This is a genomic window from Flavobacterium fluvii, from assembly GCF_900129545.1.
GTDB lineage: Bacteria > Bacteroidota > Bacteroidia > Flavobacteriales > Flavobacteriaceae > Flavobacterium > Flavobacterium fluvii.
On the sequence record NZ_FQWB01000001.1, the window covers coordinates 299478 to 320461 of the forward strand.

The 20984-nt window shown below is 37.5% G+C and carries 17 protein-coding genes; 8 read left to right on the plus strand and 9 right to left on the minus strand.

The window, feature by feature from the left end; genetic code table 11:
• Positions 1-74 precede the first annotated feature (74 nt).
• Entirely contained in the window at positions 75-1430 is a 1356-nt protein-coding gene (locus tag BUC16_RS01210) for a saccharopine dehydrogenase family protein (RefSeq protein ID WP_073367323.1), read from the minus strand.
• 281 nt (positions 1431-1711) lie between these two features.
• On the opposite strand from BUC16_RS01210, the gene BUC16_RS01215 reads away from it, so the two are divergent.
• Together BUC16_RS01215 and BUC16_RS01220 are read left to right on the plus strand one after the other, a co-directional pair.
• Complete coding sequence (locus BUC16_RS01215) at positions 1712-2098, plus strand: DUF423 domain-containing protein (RefSeq protein ID WP_073367325.1); 387 nt, start codon at positions 1712-1714, stop codon at positions 2096-2098.
• Positions 2099-2419: 321 nt separating this feature from the next.
• Complete coding sequence (locus BUC16_RS01220; protein ID WP_073367326.1) at positions 2420-3520, plus strand: DUF4407 domain-containing protein; 1101 nt, start codon at positions 2420-2422, stop codon at positions 3518-3520.
• A gap of 204 nt (positions 3521-3724) precedes the next feature.
• Here the strand turns inward: BUC16_RS01220 and BUC16_RS01225 are convergent, their stop codons facing one another.
• The 7 genes from BUC16_RS01225 to BUC16_RS01255 all read right to left on the minus strand — a co-directional run bounded on the left by BUC16_RS01225 (position 3725) and on the right by BUC16_RS01255 (position 9720).
• Entirely contained in the window at positions 3725-4426 is a 702-nt protein-coding gene (locus BUC16_RS01225; protein ID WP_073367328.1) for a PH domain-containing protein, read from the minus strand.
• An 85-nt stretch (positions 4427-4511) separates the two neighbouring features.
• The gene (locus BUC16_RS01230; protein WP_073367329.1) at positions 4512-4880 is read right to left on the minus strand and encodes an MmcQ/YjbR family DNA-binding protein; all 369 of its coding nucleotides are present in this window, start codon (positions 4878-4880) and stop codon (positions 4512-4514) included.
• Positions 4877-5278, minus strand: a complete 402-nt coding sequence (locus BUC16_RS01235; RefSeq protein ID WP_073367331.1) for a GNAT family N-acetyltransferase — start codon at positions 5276-5278, stop codon at positions 4877-4879. Before BUC16_RS01235 ends, BUC16_RS01230 begins: the two co-directional genes overlap by 4 nt.
• A gap of 6 nt (positions 5279-5284) precedes the next feature.
• Positions 5285-6418 carry a radical SAM family heme chaperone HemW gene (gene hemW / locus BUC16_RS01240; RefSeq protein WP_073367332.1) on the minus strand — a complete coding sequence of 378 codons (1134 nt, stop codon included), beginning with the start codon at positions 6416-6418 and terminating at the stop codon, positions 5285-5287.
• 76 nt (positions 6419-6494) lie between these two features.
• Positions 6495-7055: a crossover junction endodeoxyribonuclease RuvC gene (gene ruvC / locus BUC16_RS01245; protein WP_073367334.1), complete on the minus strand. Its 561-nt coding sequence runs from the start codon at positions 7053-7055 to the stop codon at positions 6495-6497.
• Complete coding sequence (locus BUC16_RS01250; protein WP_170860843.1) at positions 7052-8638, minus strand: WG repeat-containing protein; 1587 nt, start codon at positions 8636-8638, stop codon at positions 7052-7054. The genes ruvC and BUC16_RS01250 overlap by 4 nt, the downstream gene beginning before the upstream one ends.
• A gap of 95 nt (positions 8639-8733) precedes the next feature.
• Positions 8734-9720 (minus strand): alpha/beta hydrolase, encoded by a 987-nt coding sequence (locus BUC16_RS01255; RefSeq protein WP_244534318.1) that lies wholly within the window; start codon positions 9718-9720, stop codon positions 8734-8736.
• A 227-nt stretch (positions 9721-9947) separates the two neighbouring features.
• Here BUC16_RS01255 and BUC16_RS01260 point away from each other — a divergent pair, with 227 nt between their 5' ends.
• From BUC16_RS01260 to BUC16_RS01285, 5 genes are all read left to right on the plus strand, one after another.
• Complete coding sequence (locus BUC16_RS01260; protein WP_073367338.1) at positions 9948-13589, plus strand: DUF4450 domain-containing protein; 3642 nt, start codon at positions 9948-9950, stop codon at positions 13587-13589.
• Positions 13590-13672: 83 nt separating this feature from the next.
• On the plus strand, positions 13673-15802 hold the full coding sequence (locus BUC16_RS01265; protein ID WP_073367340.1) for a hypothetical protein: 2130 nt from the start codon (positions 13673-13675) through the stop codon (positions 15800-15802).
• 164 nt (positions 15803-15966) lie between these two features.
• Positions 15967-17532, plus strand: a complete 1566-nt coding sequence (pelA, locus tag BUC16_RS01275; protein WP_084546069.1) for a pectate lyase — start codon at positions 15967-15969, stop codon at positions 17530-17532.
• A gap of 127 nt (positions 17533-17659) precedes the next feature.
• Positions 17660-18604 carry a hypothetical protein gene (locus BUC16_RS01280; protein ID WP_073367341.1) on the plus strand — a complete coding sequence of 315 codons (945 nt, stop codon included), beginning with the start codon at positions 17660-17662 and terminating at the stop codon, positions 18602-18604.
• Complete coding sequence (locus BUC16_RS01285) at positions 18601-19722, plus strand: glycosyltransferase family 2 protein (RefSeq protein WP_073367343.1); 1122 nt, start codon at positions 18601-18603, stop codon at positions 19720-19722. Before BUC16_RS01280 ends, BUC16_RS01285 begins: the two co-directional genes overlap by 4 nt.
• A gap of 163 nt (positions 19723-19885) precedes the next feature.
• On the opposite strand, the gene BUC16_RS01290 is transcribed toward BUC16_RS01285, so the two are convergent.
• Positions 19886-20368: a hypothetical protein gene (locus BUC16_RS01290; protein ID WP_073368622.1), complete on the minus strand. Its 483-nt coding sequence runs from the start codon at positions 20366-20368 to the stop codon at positions 19886-19888.
• Positions 20369-20448: 80 nt separating this feature from the next.
• On the opposite strand from BUC16_RS01290, the gene BUC16_RS01295 reads away from it, so the two are divergent.
• Positions 20449-20955, plus strand: a complete 507-nt coding sequence (locus BUC16_RS01295) for a DUF456 domain-containing protein (RefSeq protein ID WP_073367344.1) — start codon at positions 20449-20451, stop codon at positions 20953-20955.
• The last annotated feature ends 29 nt before the right edge of the window (positions 20956-20984 follow it).

Here is a 20984-nt window from a genome sequence, read left to right on the forward strand (position 1 = left end):
TACAGATAAAAACGGATTTTCTTCAGTGAAAATTCGTTTTATCCGTTTAAATCCATAGGCTGTAAAACTATTCATCAAGCATTATAACCCAAATAAGGCACGATTTGCTCCTTGAAAACAACTCCAAATTCTTCCAACTCTTTCAAAATGGGCAAATACACTTCTTCTCGAATAGGGAGTTGCACACCGGGAGTTTTTATCTTTCCGTTCAGGATTAACAAAGTTGCCATTGCCACGGGCAAGCCCACTGTTTTTGCCATTGCAGTATAAGTTTGGTCTTCGCCAATGCAAACCATTTTGGAATCTATTTGCTCTTTTTTGCCGTTCAATTCATAGCCAAATTTGTGATACATCACGATCATGTCTTTGTCTTTGGGTTGCAAAGTCCAGCTGTCGGTCAGGATTTTTTCGAGAATTTGGGCGGGAGTGGCCTCTTTTAGACCTACTTTTTTGTTGGGATTGAACAAATCCAATTCCAGCAATTTGTCCCACATAATATCATCCTGATCGATTTTTAATATAAAACGCATCTTGATTTCGACAGAATCCGTTGGATGATAAGGCAAGAAAGAATTCACGAATTGACGGTAACTCATCTCTTCTGAACCTTCCATAACATAACTATCATCCGTCATTCCAAGCTGCACGAACATATTCCAAGCCTTGGAAAATCCGACCCTGCGAATGGTTCCCCGATACAAGGTAAGAACATCTTTCAAACCATAAACATCGAGATATTTCAGTGAATCCCGGTTCGAATAAGCTTCAAACCGTCCATAACCTTCGACTTCCAGAAATTCGGTTCTGCGGAATAAATTCCAATACGGGATGTATTTATAAGTTCCTTCCTGGATGAATTTTGCAGCTCCACCTTGGCCCGCCAATACCACGTTTCGAGGCGCCCAAGTGAACTTGTAATTCCACAAATTCGTGTCCGATTCCGGAGCGACAAGACCTCCACAGAAAGATTCAAACAAAAGCATTTTTCCTCCTTTGGCCTTGATTTCGTGAATCACCTTCATAGCGCTCATATGGTCAATTCCGGGATCAAGACCCACTTCATTCATAAAAATCAAATTGTTTTCTTTGGCCGCAGAATCCAATTCCTGCATGGCATCGCTAATATAGGAAGCCGTCACCAAATGTTTTTTATAGGCAATGCAATCCTTGGCAACTTCAATATGTAGATGTGCCGGCAACATCGAAATCACGATATCCACTTTTTGGACAAGTGCTGTCCTTTGATTTTGGTCGAAAACATCCAATGCTATTGCGGTTGCATTGGGATGATTATTGATTTTCTTTTGGGCGGAAGCCAATGACAAATCCCCAATAATGAGGTGCAGATTTTCCTCGTCGGATTTGTTTAAAAGATATTGAATCAAGGACGAAGCCGATCTTCCCGCCCCGATGATTAGAATGGTTCTCATAACTGTGATTATTAAGGCAAATGTAAGTTAATCATAAAATAACGATCCAGCCAAAAGTTAGCCACAAATTACACTAATTGTCACAAATTTGAAATGATTTAAAATCGAATCACGCGAATTTTATCAATTTTTAGAATTCGTGAAATAAAAAACAGATTGCAATTCGTCTTCATTGGTGTAATTAGTGGCAGAAACTTTTAAAAACAACAACAATAAAGTATCGTTAAAATTGATTCTATTTAGTGATAAAGCAATATTTTTGTAGTTAAAACATATAAAAAATGGACAAAAAAATAATTTCTACAGGAGCAATTTTCGGAATGCTGGCCATCATATTGGGAGCTTTTGGAGCACACGCCCTCAAAAAAGTTTTATCCCTCGAAGAACTTGCCACATTTGAAACGGGAGTAAAGTACCAAATGTATCACGCCCTATTTTTATTGTTCATTGGCTTGGCTTCTGGAATTTCTGAAAAAACAAAGAAAACCATTTACTATTTGGTTGTTGTTGGAGTACTTTTCTTTTCGGGTTCCATCTATTTATTGGCCACAAACAGCCTTACCACTTTTGATTTCAAAACCATAGGATTTGTAACTCCCATAGGCGGATTGCTGTTAATATTGGCTTGGGGAGCATTATTATTGCATTATTTTAATAAAAAATCATAAAATTACTGTAAACCAATCTTATACGGATTTTTATTTCTATTTTTGTATCATAAATCAAATCTCACGAAAACGATTTCGTTTTAGATTTAATATTGATTTTTCAAAATTTTCAGCATTTGTAAATGCAGGAATTATGACAGAGGCAATCTCTGGTTTAGTTAATTTTAATTCAAAAACAAAAAGAGCTGCTCGAAACGAACAGCTCTTTTTTTATCTTCAAATGAAATTTACAACAATTGGTAACTTTTGGCGTTAAATAGCTACTAATCAACATCAATCATCAAAGCGACGGGAAACTGGCGCTGCAAATCAAAATCAATCATGTTAAAACAATTCTTCATCCTCTGTTCCGGAGCCGATAAATCCTTGCTGGAAGGCTGCTCCGAAGGTGAACAAACCAAATATGTGGGTATTGGCGCCACGGTTTTCTTCACTGCCGTCATGGCTTTCATCGCCAGTTCTTATGCGCTTTTCACGGTTTTTGACAACCCTTTTATTGCCATGGGATTTGGAGTCGTTTGGGGATTGCTCATTTTCAATTTGGATCGGTTCATTGTCTCCACGATTCGAAAAAGAGATAAATTCAAAAGCGAATTCCTGCAGGCCAGTCCGCGAATTATTTTGGCGATAATCATTGCCATCGTGATTTCGAAACCATTGGAAATTAAAATTTTCGAGAAGGAAATCAACACCGTTTTATTGAAAGAAAAAAACGCCATGGCCTTGAACAATAAAAAGGAAGTTGCCAATTATTTCAAATCGGATTTGGACAAAAACAAGGCCGAAACCAACGTTTTGAAAGCGGAAATTGAACGTAAAGAAAAAGAAGTAAACACTTTGTACGAAACCTACATTACCGAAGCCGAAGGAACAAAAGGCACAATGAAACTGGGAAAAGGCCCGGTTTTCAAGGAGAAAATCGCCAAGCATAATTTGGTTTCCGCCGAACTGGATTCCATTCGAAAAACTAATTTGGCCAAAATTGCCGTCAACGATAAAAAAGCCATAACCCTTCAAGCCGATTTAGACAAAAAAGTAACCGAAACCCAACCCATAATCGAGGGTTTCGATGGTTTGATGGCGCGAATTAATGCGTTGAACAAACTGCCGTTGATTCCTTCCTTGTTTATAATGTTGCTGTTTTTGGCGATAGAAACTTCGCCAATCATCGCCAAATTATTGTCCCCAAAAGGCGAATACGATTATAAGTTGGAAGATTTGGAAACGGCTTTGAAAGCCACTTTGTCACAAGACAAATACCAACGCGATTTATTGGTAAAAACTAGCGCTTCGATGCACGATAAAGTCTATGACGACATTGCCCAAGACAAGAAAATCTATGATTTACAACGCCAAAAAGCCACCGAATTGCTGGAACTTCAAGCGCATAATTTTGTGGAAAAACAGAAGAGAACTTTATAAAAAAGGTTCTATTGGTATTTGTGCAAAAGAGTTGAACCATTAAGCACATTAAGAAAATTAAGATTTGCATTGTTCTTAATTTTCTTAATGTGCTTAATGGTTTGAAAAAAAGAATGCTCACAACATTTCCTGTAGATCCATAAAAAACAATAAACCCGACAAATTTCGATTTGTCGGGTTTATTGTTTTTAAAACGAGATGATTTTACATCAAACTCAATATTTCTTTTTTGAAAGCGTCGTATTCGCCTTGTAAAATCAATCCGTTGTCGAGGAGTTTTTTATAATTTTGAAGTTTGGCAAAAAGCTCGTCTTGCGTCAATTCACTTGAAGGTTTTTCAGTTGAAGTAGCCGTGTTTTCAACAACAGGTTCTGCATAATTGGTAACTGCCGGCATAATTTCGGCATAATTCACCACTTCTTCCGTTTCTACTTCTTCCACAATTTCTTCTGGAACATATTCCGGGATTTGAATTTTTTCTTCTTCAGAAACCACAGGATTTACAACAGGATTTTTCAACAAATCCAATTGTTCCTTGGCGTAAGTGGAAATCTTTCTAGCCTGAATTTTCGGAATATAATCAATGGAAACCTGAATCTGTGTCTTGGTTGAAAACGAAAATTCGGAACCCAAAATATTTTCTTTCATGAAAGTCCCTTCAATTTCATCCCAAGTAAAATCGGTGAAATTCATGGAAAGCCCCATGTTTTTGGGTTGGCAAATGATGATTCTTTTATTGGTCACTACAATGCTGTCCGGAAAAACGGTGATAGCCGGTTTTTTTTGAACGGCGATATAGCCAATTTCTTCGTTTTTCATCAATAAATCATTCAATTTTGAAGTGATTTTCTCGATGGCTTTTGGGTCTTGTTCTTCGTTCAGGAATTTTTTTATATTGTCAATCATGCTGTTTTTATTTGAATAATGTTCTAAAATTTTTAGCAAAAGTAATGCCTAATTTTCTAATTGCTTCGCCTGTTCGGTAAATTTTTTACCTCGGGTGCAGAATTTCGCTTTGGATTTTTTTGGTTAAACTTTTGAAAACCAATTCATAGGAATCGTCAATCAATTCCTTTACAAATTTATCCGAAACCTCGCTGTTTATGGCAATCGAGTTCCAATGCACTTTGCTCATGTGAAACGCCGGCTGGATATCGTCATATTGGGCGCGCAATTCCTGGGCATAATCGGGATTGCACTTCAAATTCACTTTGGGTGCGCCATTTTCCCATTGCAACAAAGACGACAGCGCAAACATTTTTCCACCCACTTTAAACACTAAAGTGTCTTGGTCGAACGGAAAATGTTCGGTCGTTCCTTTCTTGGACAGGCAATATTCGTAGTAGGTTTCTAAATTCATATCGTTACTTTTTCCATCATTTTTTCTGGGTGTGCCAATGCCCTAAAACCGAATTTCTCGTATAAATAATGCGCATCCGATGTGGCCAGTCGCCATATTTTAATGTTTTTCAAAACCGGTTCGTTCATCATCGCATCAATCAAAATGGATGAATAGCCGTTTCCTCGATGTTCTTCGGCAATAAAAACATCCATCAAATAGGCAAAAACCACATAATCCGTAATCACTCTGGCAAAACCTATTTGGACCCCATCCAAATAAATCCCGAAACATACCGAACTGTCAATCGTGGTTTGCACTTCGTCAATGGTTCTTCCGGCCGCCCAATAAATGTCCTTCAAAAAATCTTGGATGAAAGGAACATCGAGCTTCGTCTTATCTGTTGAAACGGTAATCATATCTTTTTATTTTAAATCCAAATAAAACAAATCACTGGCAATTCCATCGGTCAAAAATTTTCCTTTTGGAGTGGGTTTGAGAATCTTCTCGTCAATAAAAAGCAAGTCGTCATTAATGAATTTCCGGGATAGTTTTTGCAAATAATCCAAATAGTCCTTTCCAAATTCTTGTTCAATTCTATCCAAGGAAACGCCCCAAATGGTTCGCAAACCCGTCATGACATATTCGTTGTAACGGTCGGATTTGGACAAAATTTCAATTTCGTTGGGCAATTTATTTTCCTCCAATGATTTCAAATAAATGGAATTATTCGAAACATTCCAACTTCTGGAAATTCCGTCATAACTGTGCGCCGATGGACCAATTCCGATGTATTTTTTTCCCAACCAATAAGCCGAATTGTTCTTCGAGAAATAATTTTCTTTGCCAAAATTCGACAATTCATAGTGGATAAAATCATTATTTTCAAGCGTTTCGACCAAAATCTGGAAATGGGCTTCGGCAACTTCGTCTTTGGGTTTGGCTATTTTTCCGGTTTGGATAAGTTTGTTCAAAGCCGTTTTGGGTTCGACCGTCAAGGCATAACTCGAAATGTGCGGAATGCCGAAAGACAAAGCCGTTTCGATGTTTTGTTTCCACTTTTGGTTGCTCATCCCTGGAATCCCATAAATCAAATCGAGGGAAATATTGTCGAAATATTTTGTTGCTTCCTCCAAACATTTTTGGGCTTCAGCCGAATTGTGGGCACGATTCATCATCACTAAATCTTCTTCAAAAAAAGACTGGATTCCGATGCTCAATCGGTTGATTGGAGTTTTCGACAATTCAATTATTCTCTCATTCAATAAATCATCGGGATTGGCTTCAAGCGTGATTTCAGGGTTTTCAGCAACAGCGTAATTTTCATAAACCGCATCAATCAAAAATCGTATTTCGTCAATCGTCAATATTGATGGCGTTCCTCCTCCGAAATAAATGGTTTCCACAACTTCATCTTTGAACTCAGTTTTGCGCATTTGTAGTTCTTTGACCAAGGCCAAAACCATCTCGTCTTTCTTCTTCATCGAAGTCGAAAAATGAAAGTCGCAGTAATGGCAAGCCTGCTTGCAAAAAGGGATATGAATGTAGATTCCTGACATAATTTAGTGTTCAGTTTTTTAGTATTCAGTCGCAGTCGCAGTTTTCAGTCCAGTGGCTGGAAACTGCGACTGAAAACTATTTCTTGATTCGTTCTTCATTATTTTTCACAAAAGCATCCCAACCCGAATAACTTTTCTCGCCCACCACTTTCCCGGAATTGAAAAAATGACAAACCGCAGCCGCCAAACCATCGGTGGAATCGAGATTTTTGGGTAATTGTTTCAGTCCCAAAAGTTGTTGGAGCATTTTGGCCACTTGTTCCTTGCTGGCGTTTCCGTTGCCGGTGATGGCCATTTTTATTTTCTTGGGCTCGTATTCGGTGATGGGAATGTCTCTCGAAAGTCCCGCCGCCATTGCCACGCCTTGTGCTCTTCCGAGTTTTAGCATTGATTGCACGTTTTTGCCAAAGAAAGGCGCTTCAATCGCAATTTCGTCTGGATGGTGCGTGTCGATGAGTTCGATGGTGCGTTCGAAAATGATTTTCAGTTTCTGGTAATGGTTGTCATATTTGGACAATTGCAATTCGTTGAGTTGCAAAAATTCCATTTTCTTGTTGACTACACGAATCAATCCAAAACCCATAATCGTGGTTCCGGGGTCTATTCCTAATATAATGCGTTCGTTTGTATTTGTCATTTCAAAAATTTCATTTCAAAATTCATTAATTCTTTTTCCTTCGCTGAAATTTTATTTCTAATCATTTTATTTTTGTTATCAATAACGAAGGCCTTTCCGTTCTTTTGGACGTAAAATTCTTTGCCCTTCAGATTTAGATTAAAAGTTTCTGTACATATCTTACTATAATCAAAAGGAATAACTAGAGTGTTTTTAATTGTTACAACTCCAAACTTTTGGTTTTTAGCCAAAATAATAGTTTGGTCATTGATGAAGCGTAATTCGTCATAAACAGGAGGAATAATTGTCTTTCCTCCTTTTGTAATCAACCCTTTTTTATTGTTTTTTGTTACAAAATGATAATTAGAACCGGGTCCATATTCAACCCAATTTGATAACTCGTCGTATTCAAATGGTATAATAATATCCCCTCTTAAACCAATAACACCATATTTATCATTCTTTTTAGCAATAAATAGATTTTTAGGATTATAATGGCAAGGTGATATATCTTGATAGTTGAAATCTAAAACAGGTAAAAGATTTTTATTTATAATTCCTGCTTTATCATTTTTCTTTACAATATAGAAATCCAAATCCCTATCTCTCAAAATCCAATCATTATTAATTGGATAGACAATTTCATTATTAGATTTAATCAAACCATACTTATTTTTTGACATTACTGTAGTTACACTATCACCTCTAAATCGATTAATTTCATCATAAATTACCGGAATTAGAACTTTACCTTTTTCATCAATTACACCCGAAAGTCCATTTCCTTTCTGAATTTGATAAATGGTTTTTACTTTATTATTTAATCTACAAACATCTTTAAAATAATCTTTTATGCCCTCAATTATCAAATTTCCTTTTTGATCAAATAAGGTCAGTTTATCATTTTTAAAACCAACAAAACAATCAGAATCACTATATTCCTCTTGAAGATATCCTATCGAGTCAAATTCAGTTTTAATGACTTGAAAATCCTTATTATTAATTACTCCAAAACGATTCTTTTTTGATACAATTGCCAAACCATTATTGTTAAAAGGCGTTCCATAATCATATTTTCCAATTGGAATCTTTTCGGTTAAATTAGAATCTAAATACCCAATTTTTTTGTCCTTCTTTATTAGAATCAGGGATTTTTTAGAAAAAGTAATTTGATCGTAAATAAAGTTTGTAACCTGTTTTCCTTTTTTAGAAAAAAATGCCCACTTCTTATTTTTAGATATACAAATTAGAGAGTCTTTTTCAGACAGAAATATATTTTCGTAAACAATTGGAATAATAAAAGTCCCTTTTTGGGTTATGATTCCGTATTTATTATTCTTTTGCACTATAGCCAATCCCGATTGATAAAATCCGTCAACTTCATCAAATTGAAAATCTATAATCTTCTTGCCTTTTCTATTTAAAAACCCATATTTCCCATTAATTTTAGCCGACGCTAATCCTTCTGAAAACAAACTTAGTTCATCATATATGAATGGAATAATTATATTTTGATCAATATCAATATATCCATATTTATTCCCTTTTTGCGCATAAATCATTCCTTCTTCGTCAATCGGATTTAAAAATGAATACTTATCCAAATTGTATGTTTTAGATTGGTTTGTTGTATCATTCTTATTACAAGAAAGAAATAACAAAAAAAAGAAATATAATATGATGCGTTCGTTTGCCATAATTATTTTGTTCCTAAAGTACCTGGAATAAATTCATTGGAAATCAACCAATTTTCACAGGCTTTCGACCAATTTTTGTTGGTTCCTTCAACACCCAAACCAAAGCCGTGTCCACCATTTTCAAACAGGTGCAATTCCACTGGAATCTTATTTTGTTTTAGTGCCAAATAATAATTGATGCTGTTTTCAACCGGAACTGCTTTGTCATCGGTAGCGTGAACGATAAATGTTTTGGGAGTAGTTGCATTTACTTGTTTGTCATTCGAATATTTTTCGACCAAGGTTGCGCTTGGATTTTCGCCCAACAAATTGGTTTTCGAACCTTTGTGCGTCATTCCGCCCTGCATAGAAATCACGGGATACATCAAAATCGAAAAATCGGGACGCGCGCTGGTATTGTCAACAGGAACATATACTTTTTCGAGAAATTTCGTGGACAAGCTGGAAGCCAAATGTCCTCCTGCCGAAAACCCCATAATGCCAATTTTGTTGGGATCCAACTTCCATTTTTCGGCATTGCGCCTTACCATCCTTAATGCTTCTTGAGCGTCTTGCAAAGGACCAACTGTTTTGTCTTTCATCGTCAAATCACTCGGCATTCGGTATTTTAAAACAAAGGCCGAAATACCTAAAGTATTCAACCATTGAGCGATTTTATACCCTTCTTTATTAATGGACAAATGATGGTAACCTCCTCCGGGACAAATAACGACAGAGGTTCCGTTGGCTATTTTGGCGTCGGCCATAAAAATGGTCAATGTAGGTTCAGAAACTTTACTGATTCCGTTAATGGCTCCTGCTGCGTCATACGTGAATTCTTCTTTATAATCCTTCGCTTCAATGGCATCGGGAACTTTTTCCCACAACGGAATTTCGGTGTTTTGCGAAAAACCGCAAAATCCAGTTCCCAAAAACAAAAGGATTAAAACCAATTTAGTGTCTCTATTTTTTTTCATGTTCTTCAATTGCTGCTGTTGTTTTATTCTCATACAAATCTAATTCATTTGTGGCAGTTCCTCCAATAATTATTTTAGGAGTGTTCGTGACGAATTCTAAAGAAAAAACAGTCTCAATTTTGATGCTAATTATAAATTTCAGGACAGTACAGGACAGCATAGGATGGATTAGTTTGGAAAAAGAATTACATTGCCCTATCATTTCTGTAATTCAGTTATTTAAAAAAAATTAAACTGCCGAGGCGCTTCTTTCCATTGCTATGAGAACTAAAAAAACACTTATTCTAATTTTTGGATATCTATTGCTTTTATTTCCGCTTCTTTTAATAAGTCAAGAAAAAGAAACCACACCACCATTGGCACGCAAAATTCATTATGCACCGGAAGGAAACAGTTTTGTCTTGAAAAATGGCAGTCGAAAATTCAATCGCGCCCTTTATGGAACCAATACGGGTTTCAGGGTTGAAACGGGTGACTTACCCGAATTTGCATTGTATCTGCCTGGAATGGGCGGCAATTTCAAACTGGGAATCCAAAAAGACGACAACAGCAAATGGATTACAGAAGCCAAAACAATCGATACCCGATACACTTTGGGAATTATGTATTACAAAATCCAAGATCCCATTTTAGGAAATGGAGAACTGCAAATTGAAGTAATCGCCCTAAAAAACACCGAAGGTTTTGCCTTGAAAGTTACCGGCAACAACATCCCGAAAGACGTTTCATTGATTTGGGCTTTTGGCGGAGCGAGCGGCAAAAAATTCAGTCGTGATGGTGATATTGGTGCCGATCCTGAATCGGTTTTTTATATGCAACCCAATTATTGCATCAACAATAAATATATGGTACAAAAGGAGTCTTTTTTATTGGAATACGGTTCTGAAATCAACAAACAAAAAACTGGCAACAACAAGAGTTTAATTGGTTTTTATCCGAAATCCGAAATCCATTTAACCAACGCCAACAAACAAAATTCACCTTTAGAATTATATCGTTCTACTCCAGATTCATTGACAGTAATTAGCGGAAAAATAAACAACATTTCGAAAAACAGTATGTTTTGGATGATAGAAACGGATGCCAAAACCAAACTCAAAAACCAAAAAGAATTGGCTGTTATTTTCGGGAATTCTGTTCAAGAAACCCAACTTTTGGCCAATCGTGTTAAAATCGTTACGCCCGATCCATACATAAATACTTTAGGTTCTGCCTTGTCCATTGCCGCAGACGGAATTTGGGAAAGTCCTGCTTATTTGCACGGAGCGATTGCTTGGCGAATGCACTTGAATGCTTGGCGAGGAGCTTATACTGCCGATCCTTTGGGATGGCACGACCGAGCCAAAACCCATTTTACCAGTTACAGTCGTTCCCAAGTTTTGGAACCTTTAAGCGGTCCTGCAACACCCGATGTTACCCGAAATTTAGCTCGTGAAAAAGAAGAAATTGGAACTTCGATGTTCAGCAGTGGTTACATTAGCCGGCGACCGGACAACAATACCATTGCGCATCATTATGACATGAATTTGGTGTTTTTCGACCAAATGTTGCGTCATTTTAAATGGACTGGCGACACGACTTTTATGAAAGAAATGTTTCCCGTAATTCAAAGACATCTGGATTGGGAAAAAAGAAATTTTGACACCAACAATGACGGACTTTATGATGCTTATGCCGCCATTTGGGCGAGTGATGCCTTGCAATACAGCGGCGGAGCGGTAACGCATACTTCGGCATATAATTATTATGCCAACAAAGAAGTTGCGGCTGTTGCCAAAATTTTAAATATAGATGATACTCCTTTTTTGAATGAAGCCGAAAAGATTTCAAATGCCACGAACGCCCAACTTTGGATGCGCAATAAAGGAATTTTTGCCGAATACAAAGACGGTTTAGGCAATCAATTATTACACGATTCGCCAGGGGTTTGGAGCATTTACCACACGATTGATTCGGAATTATCGAATCCTTTTCAAGCCTATCAAATGCTTAATTATGTGGACACCAAAACGCCTCATATTCCAATTGTTGCCGAAGGATTGAACAAAAAAGATTTGTATGCCATAAGTACCACCAATTGGCAACCCTACGATTGGTCCATCAATAATGTAGCGCTTGCAGAACAATTACACACCTCATTGGCTTTTTGGCAAGGCGGACAACAAGAAACGGCTTTCAAAATGTGGGAAAGTGCCTTGATAGGAAGCATGTATTTGGGTGCTTCGCCGGGCGGATTTGAACAGCTTTCTTTTTACGATGCCATGCGTGGCGAATTGTATCGCGATTTTGCCGACCCGATTGGAATGACTTCCCGAACATTGGTCGAAGGTCTTTTCGGCATTCAGCCCAATGCTTTGGAAAATACATTAACAATTCGACCAGGATTTCCTAAACAATGGGATAATTCGACTTTAGAAATTCCAGATATTTCTTTTTCGTTTAACAGAAAAGACAACACCGATTCCTATCAAATCAAAACTCATTTTAGAACAAAAATGGATTTGAAATTCCAGGTAAATATTCCATTTGACAATATAAAATCGGTAACCATCAACGGCGAAAAAGCGACTTGGAAAACCAATCCAAACGCTGTTGGAAATCCGCAATTGATTATCGAAAGTCCTTTCAAGGAAAATTACAAAATCGACATTGCTTGGGAAGGCGAAAAACTGGAACAACCCAAAATCGAAAAAAACTATTGCATTGGCGAAAGCCTTTTTTTGCAAACTACGAAAGCCAAAATCCTTGATTTTTACGATCCGCAATCGGCATTAAGCGAAATTTCGAAAACGAATTCCGAACTTAAAGCGAATTTGAAAGCCAAAGAGAATGCTACTTTTTTCGTGCAATTGCAACAAGGAAATACAACTTGGTCGCAACCTATAAATCTGATTATAAAACCAGAAATCGAAGTAAAAACCACCAGAACAGCAAACAACAACTTACTTTTTACGCTAAAAAACAACAGCCAAAAAAACATTGAAGGCAACTTGATTTTCAATCCTTTTGGGGCGGAAATTTCACAAAAAGTAAATCTGTCGAAAGATTCCGAAACGACTATTGTTATTCCATTCGCAAATTTGATTTCTGGAACCAACGCTTTAGTATTAAAAACTATCGAAGGAAAAACATTCCCCATTTCGTTTACCAACTGGGACATTCCTTTGCCTAAAGGAACAAAGCTGGAAACGGTTTCTCTTACCGCAAATTTCAATTCGAAGGTGACCGATATTTTCAATCAGGAATACTTATCGCCTAGACCCAAATCACCTACTTTGCAATTGCCAAAACACGGTATCGGGAATTGGTGTTATCCTAATTTAGACGTGAAAATTGATGATTCCGGCTTGCGTCAAAGTGCTAAAAACAACAATCAAATTAGCGGTCCACAAGGAATTTTGTTTCAAACGCCTTCGGATGCTGGTTCGAGAAACATTGTGTTTACCTCAATGTGGGACAACTTTCCGGATAGTATTGCTGTTCCCCTTTCGGGAAAAGCATCACACGTATATTTGATGATGGCGGGAACCACAAACCCAATGCAAAGCCGATTCACTAATGGGGAATTGGTCGTTAATTATACTGATGGAACTTCAGAAATTTTACTTTTAAAAAATCCAGAAAACTGGTGGCCAATAGAACAAGATTACTTTATTGATGGCTTGGCTTTCACGACCGATGCTCCAAAACCACCGAGAGTTTATCTTAAATCAGGAATTATTTCCCGAACTTTCACCGATTTCACTTCCATAAAAGGATTTAGCAATTATGCAGTCGATGGCGGTGCGGCTACCATTTTAGATTTACCATTAAACAAAAATAAAACACTAAAAAACATCACTTTGAAATCCATTGCCAATGACGTGGTAATTGGAATAATGAGTGCCACTTTGGTTCGATAAAAAAAGACAATTTCAATGGCAATTTCAATAACAATGACAATTTCAATAATAACAATTTTACCCTTTCTATAAATTAACAACCGATGAAAAAAAACCTAATAATTACAGCATTCCTATTCTCTATTACAATGATAGGACAGCAAAAAATTGACCGAAAAGCATTGGTCACACGCCATAATGTAAAAATCACGTCAATCGACACCTTGGCTTCTTTATCCATTGGAAATGGGACATTTGCCTTTACCGTAGACGCCACGGGATTGCAAACTTTTCCAGAGAAATATCAAAAAGGAGTTCCTTTGGGAACCCAATCGGAATGGGGTTGGGACAGTTATCCGAATACCAATAATTACAAATTTTCGGAAACTTTAAAAGACTACAATCAATACGGAAAAACGATTACCTATAGCGTTCAAGAAAAAGCAACGCCACGAAAAAACGAAGCCGTAAACTGGTTCCGACAAAATTCACATTTACTTCAATTGGGAAATTTGGGTTTTGAAATCACCAAGAAAGACGGCAGTTTGGCTCAACCCAAAGACATCCAATTTATTGATCAAACGCTAAATCTTTGGACTGGCGAAATAGAAAGTTCATTCAAAGTGGAAGGCGTTTCTGTAAAAGTGAGCACCGTTTCCCATCAAGAAAAAGACGCGATTGGAGTAAAAGTCGAATCCGATTTATTGCAACAAGGGCGTTTGAAAATTCGATTGAAAATTCCGTTTCCCACTGGCGAATGGGCAGATTATGGAACCAAATGGGAAGGAACCCAAAATTACAAAAGTGACATTAGCAAAAGCAGCAAAACATCGGCCGTTGTCACTCACGTGATGGACAGTATTTCATATAACATCCATTTGAAATGGAAAGGAAATGCCGAATTCAAAAAAACGGGAGCTCATTATTTTGTGGTAACACCATCCAAAACAAAAACATTGGAATTGAGTTGTTTATTTGCTCAAACCACCAAAAAAATTGCCGAAATTCCTGCTTTTACAGACATCCAATCCAATAGTATTTCGGGCTGGAAAAAGTTCTGGGAAAGTGGTGCTGCAGTTGATTTTTCGGATTGTACCAATTCCCGAGCGAATGAATTGGAACGCAGAGTTGTCCTTTCGCAATACTTGACCAAAATTCAATGTACCGGAAAAAACCCTCCACAAGAAACTGGTTTGACTTATAACAGTTGGTTTGGAAAACCGCATTTGGAAATGCACTGGTGGCACGGCGTTCATTTTGCACTTTGGGGTAGATCCGAATTGTTGGAAAAAAGTATGCCTTGGTATCAAAACGCATTCGATAAAGCCAAGAAATTAGCCGAAAGACAAGGATTTAAAGGTGCCAGATGGCAAAAAATGACAGATACAGAAGGTAACGAAAGTCCGTCTTCAATAGGTGCATTTTTGATTTGGCAACAGCCGCATTTCATCACTTATGCCGAATTGTTGTATCGCGATGCTCCAACACCGGCAACATTGGAAAAATACAAAGAACGCGTTTTTGCCACCGCCGATTTTATGGCTTCTTTCGCCCATTATGATGCAGAAAAAAAGAGATATTTTCTAGGACCAGGCGTAATTCCTGCGCAAGAGCGTTTCAAGGCAATCGAAACTTTTAATCCAACTTACGAATTGGCGTATTGGAATTGGGCTTTGAACACGGCATTGGCTTGGAAAAAAAGATTGAACGAACCCGCTCCAAAAGAATGGCAAGATGTTTTGGCTCATTTATCGCCATTGCCAGTTGCCGACAACGTGTATTTGGCCACCGAAAGTGCCAAAGATTCCTACACCAATCCCGAATTCAAAACCGATCATCCATCCGTTTTGGGAACTTTCGGAATGTTGCCGGAAACCACGCTGCTGGACAAGAAAATTATGAAAAATACTTTTGATTTAGTTTGGGACACTTGGTCTTGGGACAAAACTTGGGGTTGGGATTTTCCTATGACCGCAATGAGTGCGGCGCGTTTGCAAATGCCGGAAAAAGCCATTGACGCCTTGTTCATGAACGTCGTGACGAACACTTATTTGAAAAACGGACATAACTATCAATCGGAACGATTGACTTTATACTTGCCAGGTAATGGAGGTTTGTTAACCACAATTGCGATGATGTGTGCTGGATGGGATGGAACAACAGAAAACAATCCAGGTTTTCCAAAAGACGGAACTTGGAAGGTGAAATGGGAAGGTTTGAAACCAATGCCTTAATTATAATAATACGGCTACTTTTCTATTGAAAACACTAAAAAAGTAGCCGTATTTATTTTTTATTAAAAAAAAATACATACTATTGTGCAATCGATTACAATTCGGTATAGTTTTTGCTAAAACAGTTTGTAATTTATTAACTAACAACCATTAACCACAATTTTATGAATAATCTTAAAAAATTAACCCTATTTGTTGGCATCCTTTTTTTAACAGCCTGCAGTGGTGACAAAGAAATAGCAGACGACGGTTCAGTAAAATCCATTACAATCAACTATGCTATTACTCCTATCACTGATGGACTTTCTAGACAATTATCAGTCACGGTTCTTCCTACTAGTGCAGCAAACAAAGCAGTTACTTGGACTGTTTCAGATCCAACTATAGCTGCAATTTCACAAACAGGACTTTTAACTCCCTTGAAAAATGGAACTGTTACAGTAGATGCTACGGCAAAAGACGGCTCAGGAATTTCAAAACAAGTTACCATTACCATTACAGGAGTAACAGGCCCAGTTGTTCTTGCCACAAGTGTAACAATTGGTGGAACAAATAGTACTGACGGTCAATCACAACAACTTTCTTTAGCCTTATTACCGGCTGATGCAACCAACAAAACAGTTACTTGGTCCACTTCTTCAGCTATTGCCACTATTTCGGCGACTGGAATTTTGACACCAAAATTAAACGGCACGGTTATCATTTATGCCACGGCAAATGATGGCAGCGGAAAAGTGGGTCAACTTCAGCTTACTATTTCTGGTGTAACCACTGCGTATGCTACCAAAGTAAGATCTGAAAGTATCTTGATTTGGCAAAGAAGCAATGGCGGATGGGGTAAAGCAGTTCCTGATTTGTCTTCATACAATATTGCACAAACCGATGCAGAAAAAGCTACTGCTTTAAGCACTAAAAACAGCACGGACACAACTATCGATAACGGACACGTAACAACAGAACTCAGATGGTTACTTGAGGATTATAAATCTACCAATAATCCTAATTATTTAGTGGCGGCAGAAAAAGCAATTGATTTTCTATTTACTGCACAATATGCCAATGGTGGTTGGCCACAATATTATCCAGACAAAAGCGGATACAGACATCAAATTACCTACAATGACGATGCCATCGTTAAAGTAATGAATGTGATGTGGGATATTTCCAAAAGTAAAAACAATTTAGACCTTGTAAATCCATCCTACAAAAGCAAGGCAGTAACCGCTTTCAATAAAGGAATTGAAATCATATTGAAAACACAAATTACTTCACCTGCTGGCAAAAAAACAGCTTGGTGTGCGCAACACGATGAAGTAACCTTATTGCCTGCATTAGCCAGAGCCTACGAGTTACCTTCCATAAGCGGTTCTGAATCCGTAGGAATAACAAGAACTTTAATGCTTGTCGAACAACCATCAGCAGAAGTAAAACAAGCCATAAAAGATGCCGTGGATTGGTTCAACAGCGCTAAAATTTATGATATTAAAACACAAGCCACTACCAATCCAACCGATGTTGTTGTTGTCGCTTCTCCTGGTAATATTTTGTGGGCACGATTTTATGATTTGACTACTGGTTTACCATTTTTCTGCGGTAGAGACGGAATCAAGAAAAACACTTTAGCTGAAATCGAAGTAGAAAGAAGAACAGGATATTCTTGGTATGGCAACTGGCCTTCCGGTTTAATCGGCTCTGAATACACAGCTTGGAAAACCAAACACGGTTTGTAAAATTTAGATCAACATCATCAAAACAGCCCGAAGCCCAATCGTTTCGGGCTGTTTTTTTGGATTAATCCCTCAAATATTCAACACGGATTCCACGGAATATCACGGATTAATTTGTTATTTTGCCAACATGATTTCAATTTCTCCCAAAACGAAGCGGTTTCTTTTATTTATAATCAAGGTCTTGATTGTGGGTGGAGCGTTTTATTTTATTTATAGCCAGCTCGCCAATAACGACAAACTGGATTGGCAAAAGTTCCTCGTTTTGTTCCAGAAAAATTATTCTCTTGGCGGAATTGCCTTCCTCCTGCTTTTGAGTATTTTGAATCGCCTTTTCGAAATTTTGAAATGGCAAATTTTAGTTTCCTTTCTCCATAAAATCACTCTTCCTGAAGCTACCAAGCAAGTTCTTGGCGCATTGACCACAGGATTATTCACGCCAAACGGAGTTGGCGAATATGCCGGAAAAGCATTGTTTTTCGAAAAATCGAAAGCCAAAAAAATTGTCTTTTTGAATTTGATTTGTAATGGAATCCAGATGATTTTGTCGGTGGTTTTTGGAATATTTGGGCTGTTGTATTTCAATGCCAATTACAATATCATTACAACAAAAACGGTATCCCTACTTTTTAGTATTGTCTTCGTCTTTTTTCTGTCCCTGTTTTTCTTGAAAAAAATAACGATCAAAGGCTATTCCATCGAAAAGTTGATTCATAAAATCAATGAAATTCCGAAAACCATTCATCAGAAAAATATTTTTTTGGCAATTTGCCGATACTTGGTTTTTTCGCACCAATATTATTTTTTGTTCTTGGCTTTTGATGTGGATTTGCCTTATTTTATTTTGATGGCAACCATTGCAAGCGTTTACTTTTTGGCGTCCTCCTTGCCAACTTTCCAGTTTTTGGACTTTGCGGTAAAGGGAAGTGTTGCCGTTTATTTTTTCGGAATTCTGGGCGTAAATGAATGGATCGTGGTTTTCATAAGCACCTTGATGTGGTTTTTGAACGTGGTTTTGCCCGTTGTCATTGGGAGTTATTACGTGATGAATTTTAAAATTAAAATCGAACAATGATTTTTGTTTTATATATAATCATATTCGCATACTGCTTGGCGATACTTGCCTTGATTTTTGGTTTTGCCAAAATCAATTCCTTTGATTATCTTGGGCTGGAGCCAAAAACCAAATTCTCGATAATAGTTCCTTTTCGCAATGAAGCCGAAAACCTGCCCAAACTTTTGAACAGTCTTTCGAAACTGAATTATCCTGTTGATTTATTCGAAGTAATTTTGGTTGATGACAATTCAGATTGCAGATTGCAGATTGCAGATTGCAGATCCGAGCGACAGGGAACCGACGAAACGTTTCAGATTTCAATAATTGACAACGTTAGGGTTTCAAATTCACCGAAGAAAGACGCCATTTCAACGGCAATACAAATCGTGAAAACCGATTGGATTATCACGACCGATGCAGATTGCGTGGTTCATAAAAACTGGTTGTCGGCATTGGACAATTACATTCAATTACACAAGGTTTCGATGATAGCCGGAGCAGTTACTTATCATTGTGAAAATTCATTTTTGCATCATTTCCAGCAATTGGATTTGGCGAGTTTGCAAGGCGCAACGATGGGAAGTTTTGGACTTCGAAAAGGATTTATGTGCAATGGAGCCAATTTTGCCTACACCAAATCCTTTTTTCAAGACTTAAATGGTTTTGATGGAAATGAAAGCATTGCCAGTGGCGACGACGTTTTTTTGTTGCAAAAAGCTATTGCCCGATTCCCAGAAAAAGTTCATTATTTGAAATCCGGCAACAATATCGTCATCACAAAACCAGAGAACGACTGGAAGTCCCTGTTCCATCAAAGAGTGCGCTGGGCTTCGAAAACGGGGTCTTATCAAAGCAGGTTTGGAATTGGTTTGGGATTGATTGTTTTTGGAGGGAATGTTGGTTTGTTGTTTGTTGTTTGTTGTTTGTTGTTTGGAAAAGAGAACTTTTTTTTAATGTGTTTTTTGCTGTTGGCGAAATTTACTGTTGACTTTGTTTTAATCAAAAAAACGAACGTATTCTTAAAAAACAAAACGCATTACTTTCTGATAAGCAGTTTGTTCTATCCTTTTTTCAGTTTAAGTGTGGCTTTGTATTCTTTGTTTGGAAAATATGAATGGAAGGGACGTAAATTTTAGATTGCTGATTTTTGATTAACGATTGCTGATTTTAGATTTTTTTTCAGAACAACAGTATCGTTCATCCCCTAAATCTCAAGCCCAGATAGTAGTGGAAATCCTTTTCTTTTTTCTTTAAAAAGAAAAGATTGCAACGTATAGCTGGAAAAAGCTCCTCGGAAAACTACTCTACTTTCAAAATAACCGGAAGAATAAATTGGGTTTTCACGGGGATTCCCCTTTTTATGGCTGGATTTATTTTGGGAAATCCAACCAAACGTGCTTTGAGAATGCTGTCGATTTTTATGGTGTCGTAAGCGACGGAATCTTTTGGAAACAAGGGTTCGAACATAATTCTTGAGTTGGGATAAACCGTAACTTTCACTTCTATCGTGTCTAGCTCTGGATAAAGTATCGACAAGGTGTCAACGCTCAATTTTTGCTGGATTAGCTGTGTCATGTACTCGAAAAAGCATTGTTGGCGAAGTGTTTTGTCCTCTATTTTTTCGCAACCGGCAATCGACGGAAATTCATCGACTTCTTTCCAATTGATGGCTTTCAATTCCTTTTGCAACAATTCCTTTTCGGAAGGTACTTGCTTGTCAAAATATTGACAGGAACTAAAAAGTAGTGGCAAAAAAAATAATATTAGAGTAATTTTCCTCATATTCGTTATCGGAACAAATGCTGTTTTAATTTTGTTTAAAAGTACTGCTTTAATTTTCAAAAATACTAAAAAAATACTTTATGGATTTACTGCTTCTGATTATTGGTTTTGTATTTATTGTATTGGGTATTTTCGGAAGTTTTATGCCTGTTTTGCCTGGACCTAGTTTGAGTTGGATTGGATTGGTGCTGCTCTATTTCACGAATGCCGTTCCTGCCAATTATTGGATTCTGGGAATTAGTTTCCTGATTACCTTGGCGGTTTCGGTGCTGGATTATGTCATACCTGCCAAGGGAACCCAGAAATTTGGAGGAAGTTCTTATGGTATTTGGGGAACGAACATTGGTTTGGTTGTGGGGCTTTTTGCTCCAATTCCTTTCGGATTTATTATCGGTCCATTTGTTGGTGCTTTTATTGGTGAGCTTGTTTACGACAAAAAAGACCATCGCAGGGCATTCAAGGCTGCCACAGGTTCGTTTATAGGTTTTCTGACTTCCAGTTTCATGAAGTTTGTGCTTTGCATAATGTATTTGGGGTTGTTCTTTTGGATTGTCTGGAAATATAAAACCGACTTGTTTTTCAATTAACACTTTTCCGGAAAATCTACTGTTGATTT

Excerpts from the sequence above, each read along its gene's own strand:
- BUC16_RS01225 (WP_073367328.1), bottom strand. The coding sequence starts at position 4,426 with ATGATTGACAATATAAAAAAATTCCTGAACGAAGAACAAGACCCAAAA.
- BUC16_RS01235 (WP_073367331.1), bottom strand. The coding sequence starts at position 5,278 with ATGATTACCGTTTCAACAGATAAGACGAAGCTCGATGTTCCTTTCATC.
- BUC16_RS01220 (WP_073367326.1), top strand. The coding sequence starts at position 2,420 with ATGTTAAAACAATTCTTCATCCTCTGTTCCGGAGCCGATAAATCCTTG.
- BUC16_RS01285 (WP_073367343.1), top strand. The coding sequence starts at position 18,601 with ATGATTTTTGTTTTATATATAATCATATTCGCATACTGCTTGGCGATA.
- BUC16_RS01290 (WP_073368622.1), bottom strand. The coding sequence starts at position 20,368 with ATGAGGAAAATTACTCTAATATTATTTTTTTTGCCACTACTTTTTAGT.
- BUC16_RS01260 (WP_073367338.1), top strand. The coding sequence starts at position 9,948 with ATGAGAACTAAAAAAACACTTATTCTAATTTTTGGATATCTATTGCTT.
- BUC16_RS01265 (WP_073367340.1), top strand. The coding sequence starts at position 13,673 with ATGAAAAAAAACCTAATAATTACAGCATTCCTATTCTCTATTACAATG.
- BUC16_RS01215 (WP_073367325.1), top strand. The coding sequence starts at position 1,712 with ATGGACAAAAAAATAATTTCTACAGGAGCAATTTTCGGAATGCTGGCC.
- pelA (WP_084546069.1), top strand. The coding sequence starts at position 15,967 with ATGAATAATCTTAAAAAATTAACCCTATTTGTTGGCATCCTTTTTTTA.
- BUC16_RS01210 (WP_073367323.1), bottom strand. The coding sequence starts at position 1,430 with ATGAGAACCATTCTAATCATCGGGGCGGGAAGATCGGCTTCGTCCTTG.
- BUC16_RS01280 (WP_073367341.1), top strand. The coding sequence starts at position 17,660 with ATGATTTCAATTTCTCCCAAAACGAAGCGGTTTCTTTTATTTATAATC.
- BUC16_RS01230 (WP_073367329.1), bottom strand. The coding sequence starts at position 4,880 with ATGAATTTAGAAACCTACTACGAATATTGCCTGTCCAAGAAAGGAACG.
- BUC16_RS01295 (WP_073367344.1), top strand. The coding sequence starts at position 20,449 with ATGGATTTACTGCTTCTGATTATTGGTTTTGTATTTATTGTATTGGGT.
- hemW (WP_073367332.1), bottom strand. The coding sequence starts at position 6,418 with ATGTCAGGAATCTACATTCATATCCCTTTTTGCAAGCAGGCTTGCCAT.
- BUC16_RS01255 (WP_244534318.1), bottom strand. The coding sequence starts at position 9,720 with ATGAGAATAAAACAACAGCAGCAATTGAAGAACATGAAAAAAAATAGA.
- ruvC (WP_073367334.1), bottom strand. The coding sequence starts at position 7,055 with ATGACAAATACAAACGAACGCATTATATTAGGAATAGACCCCGGAACC.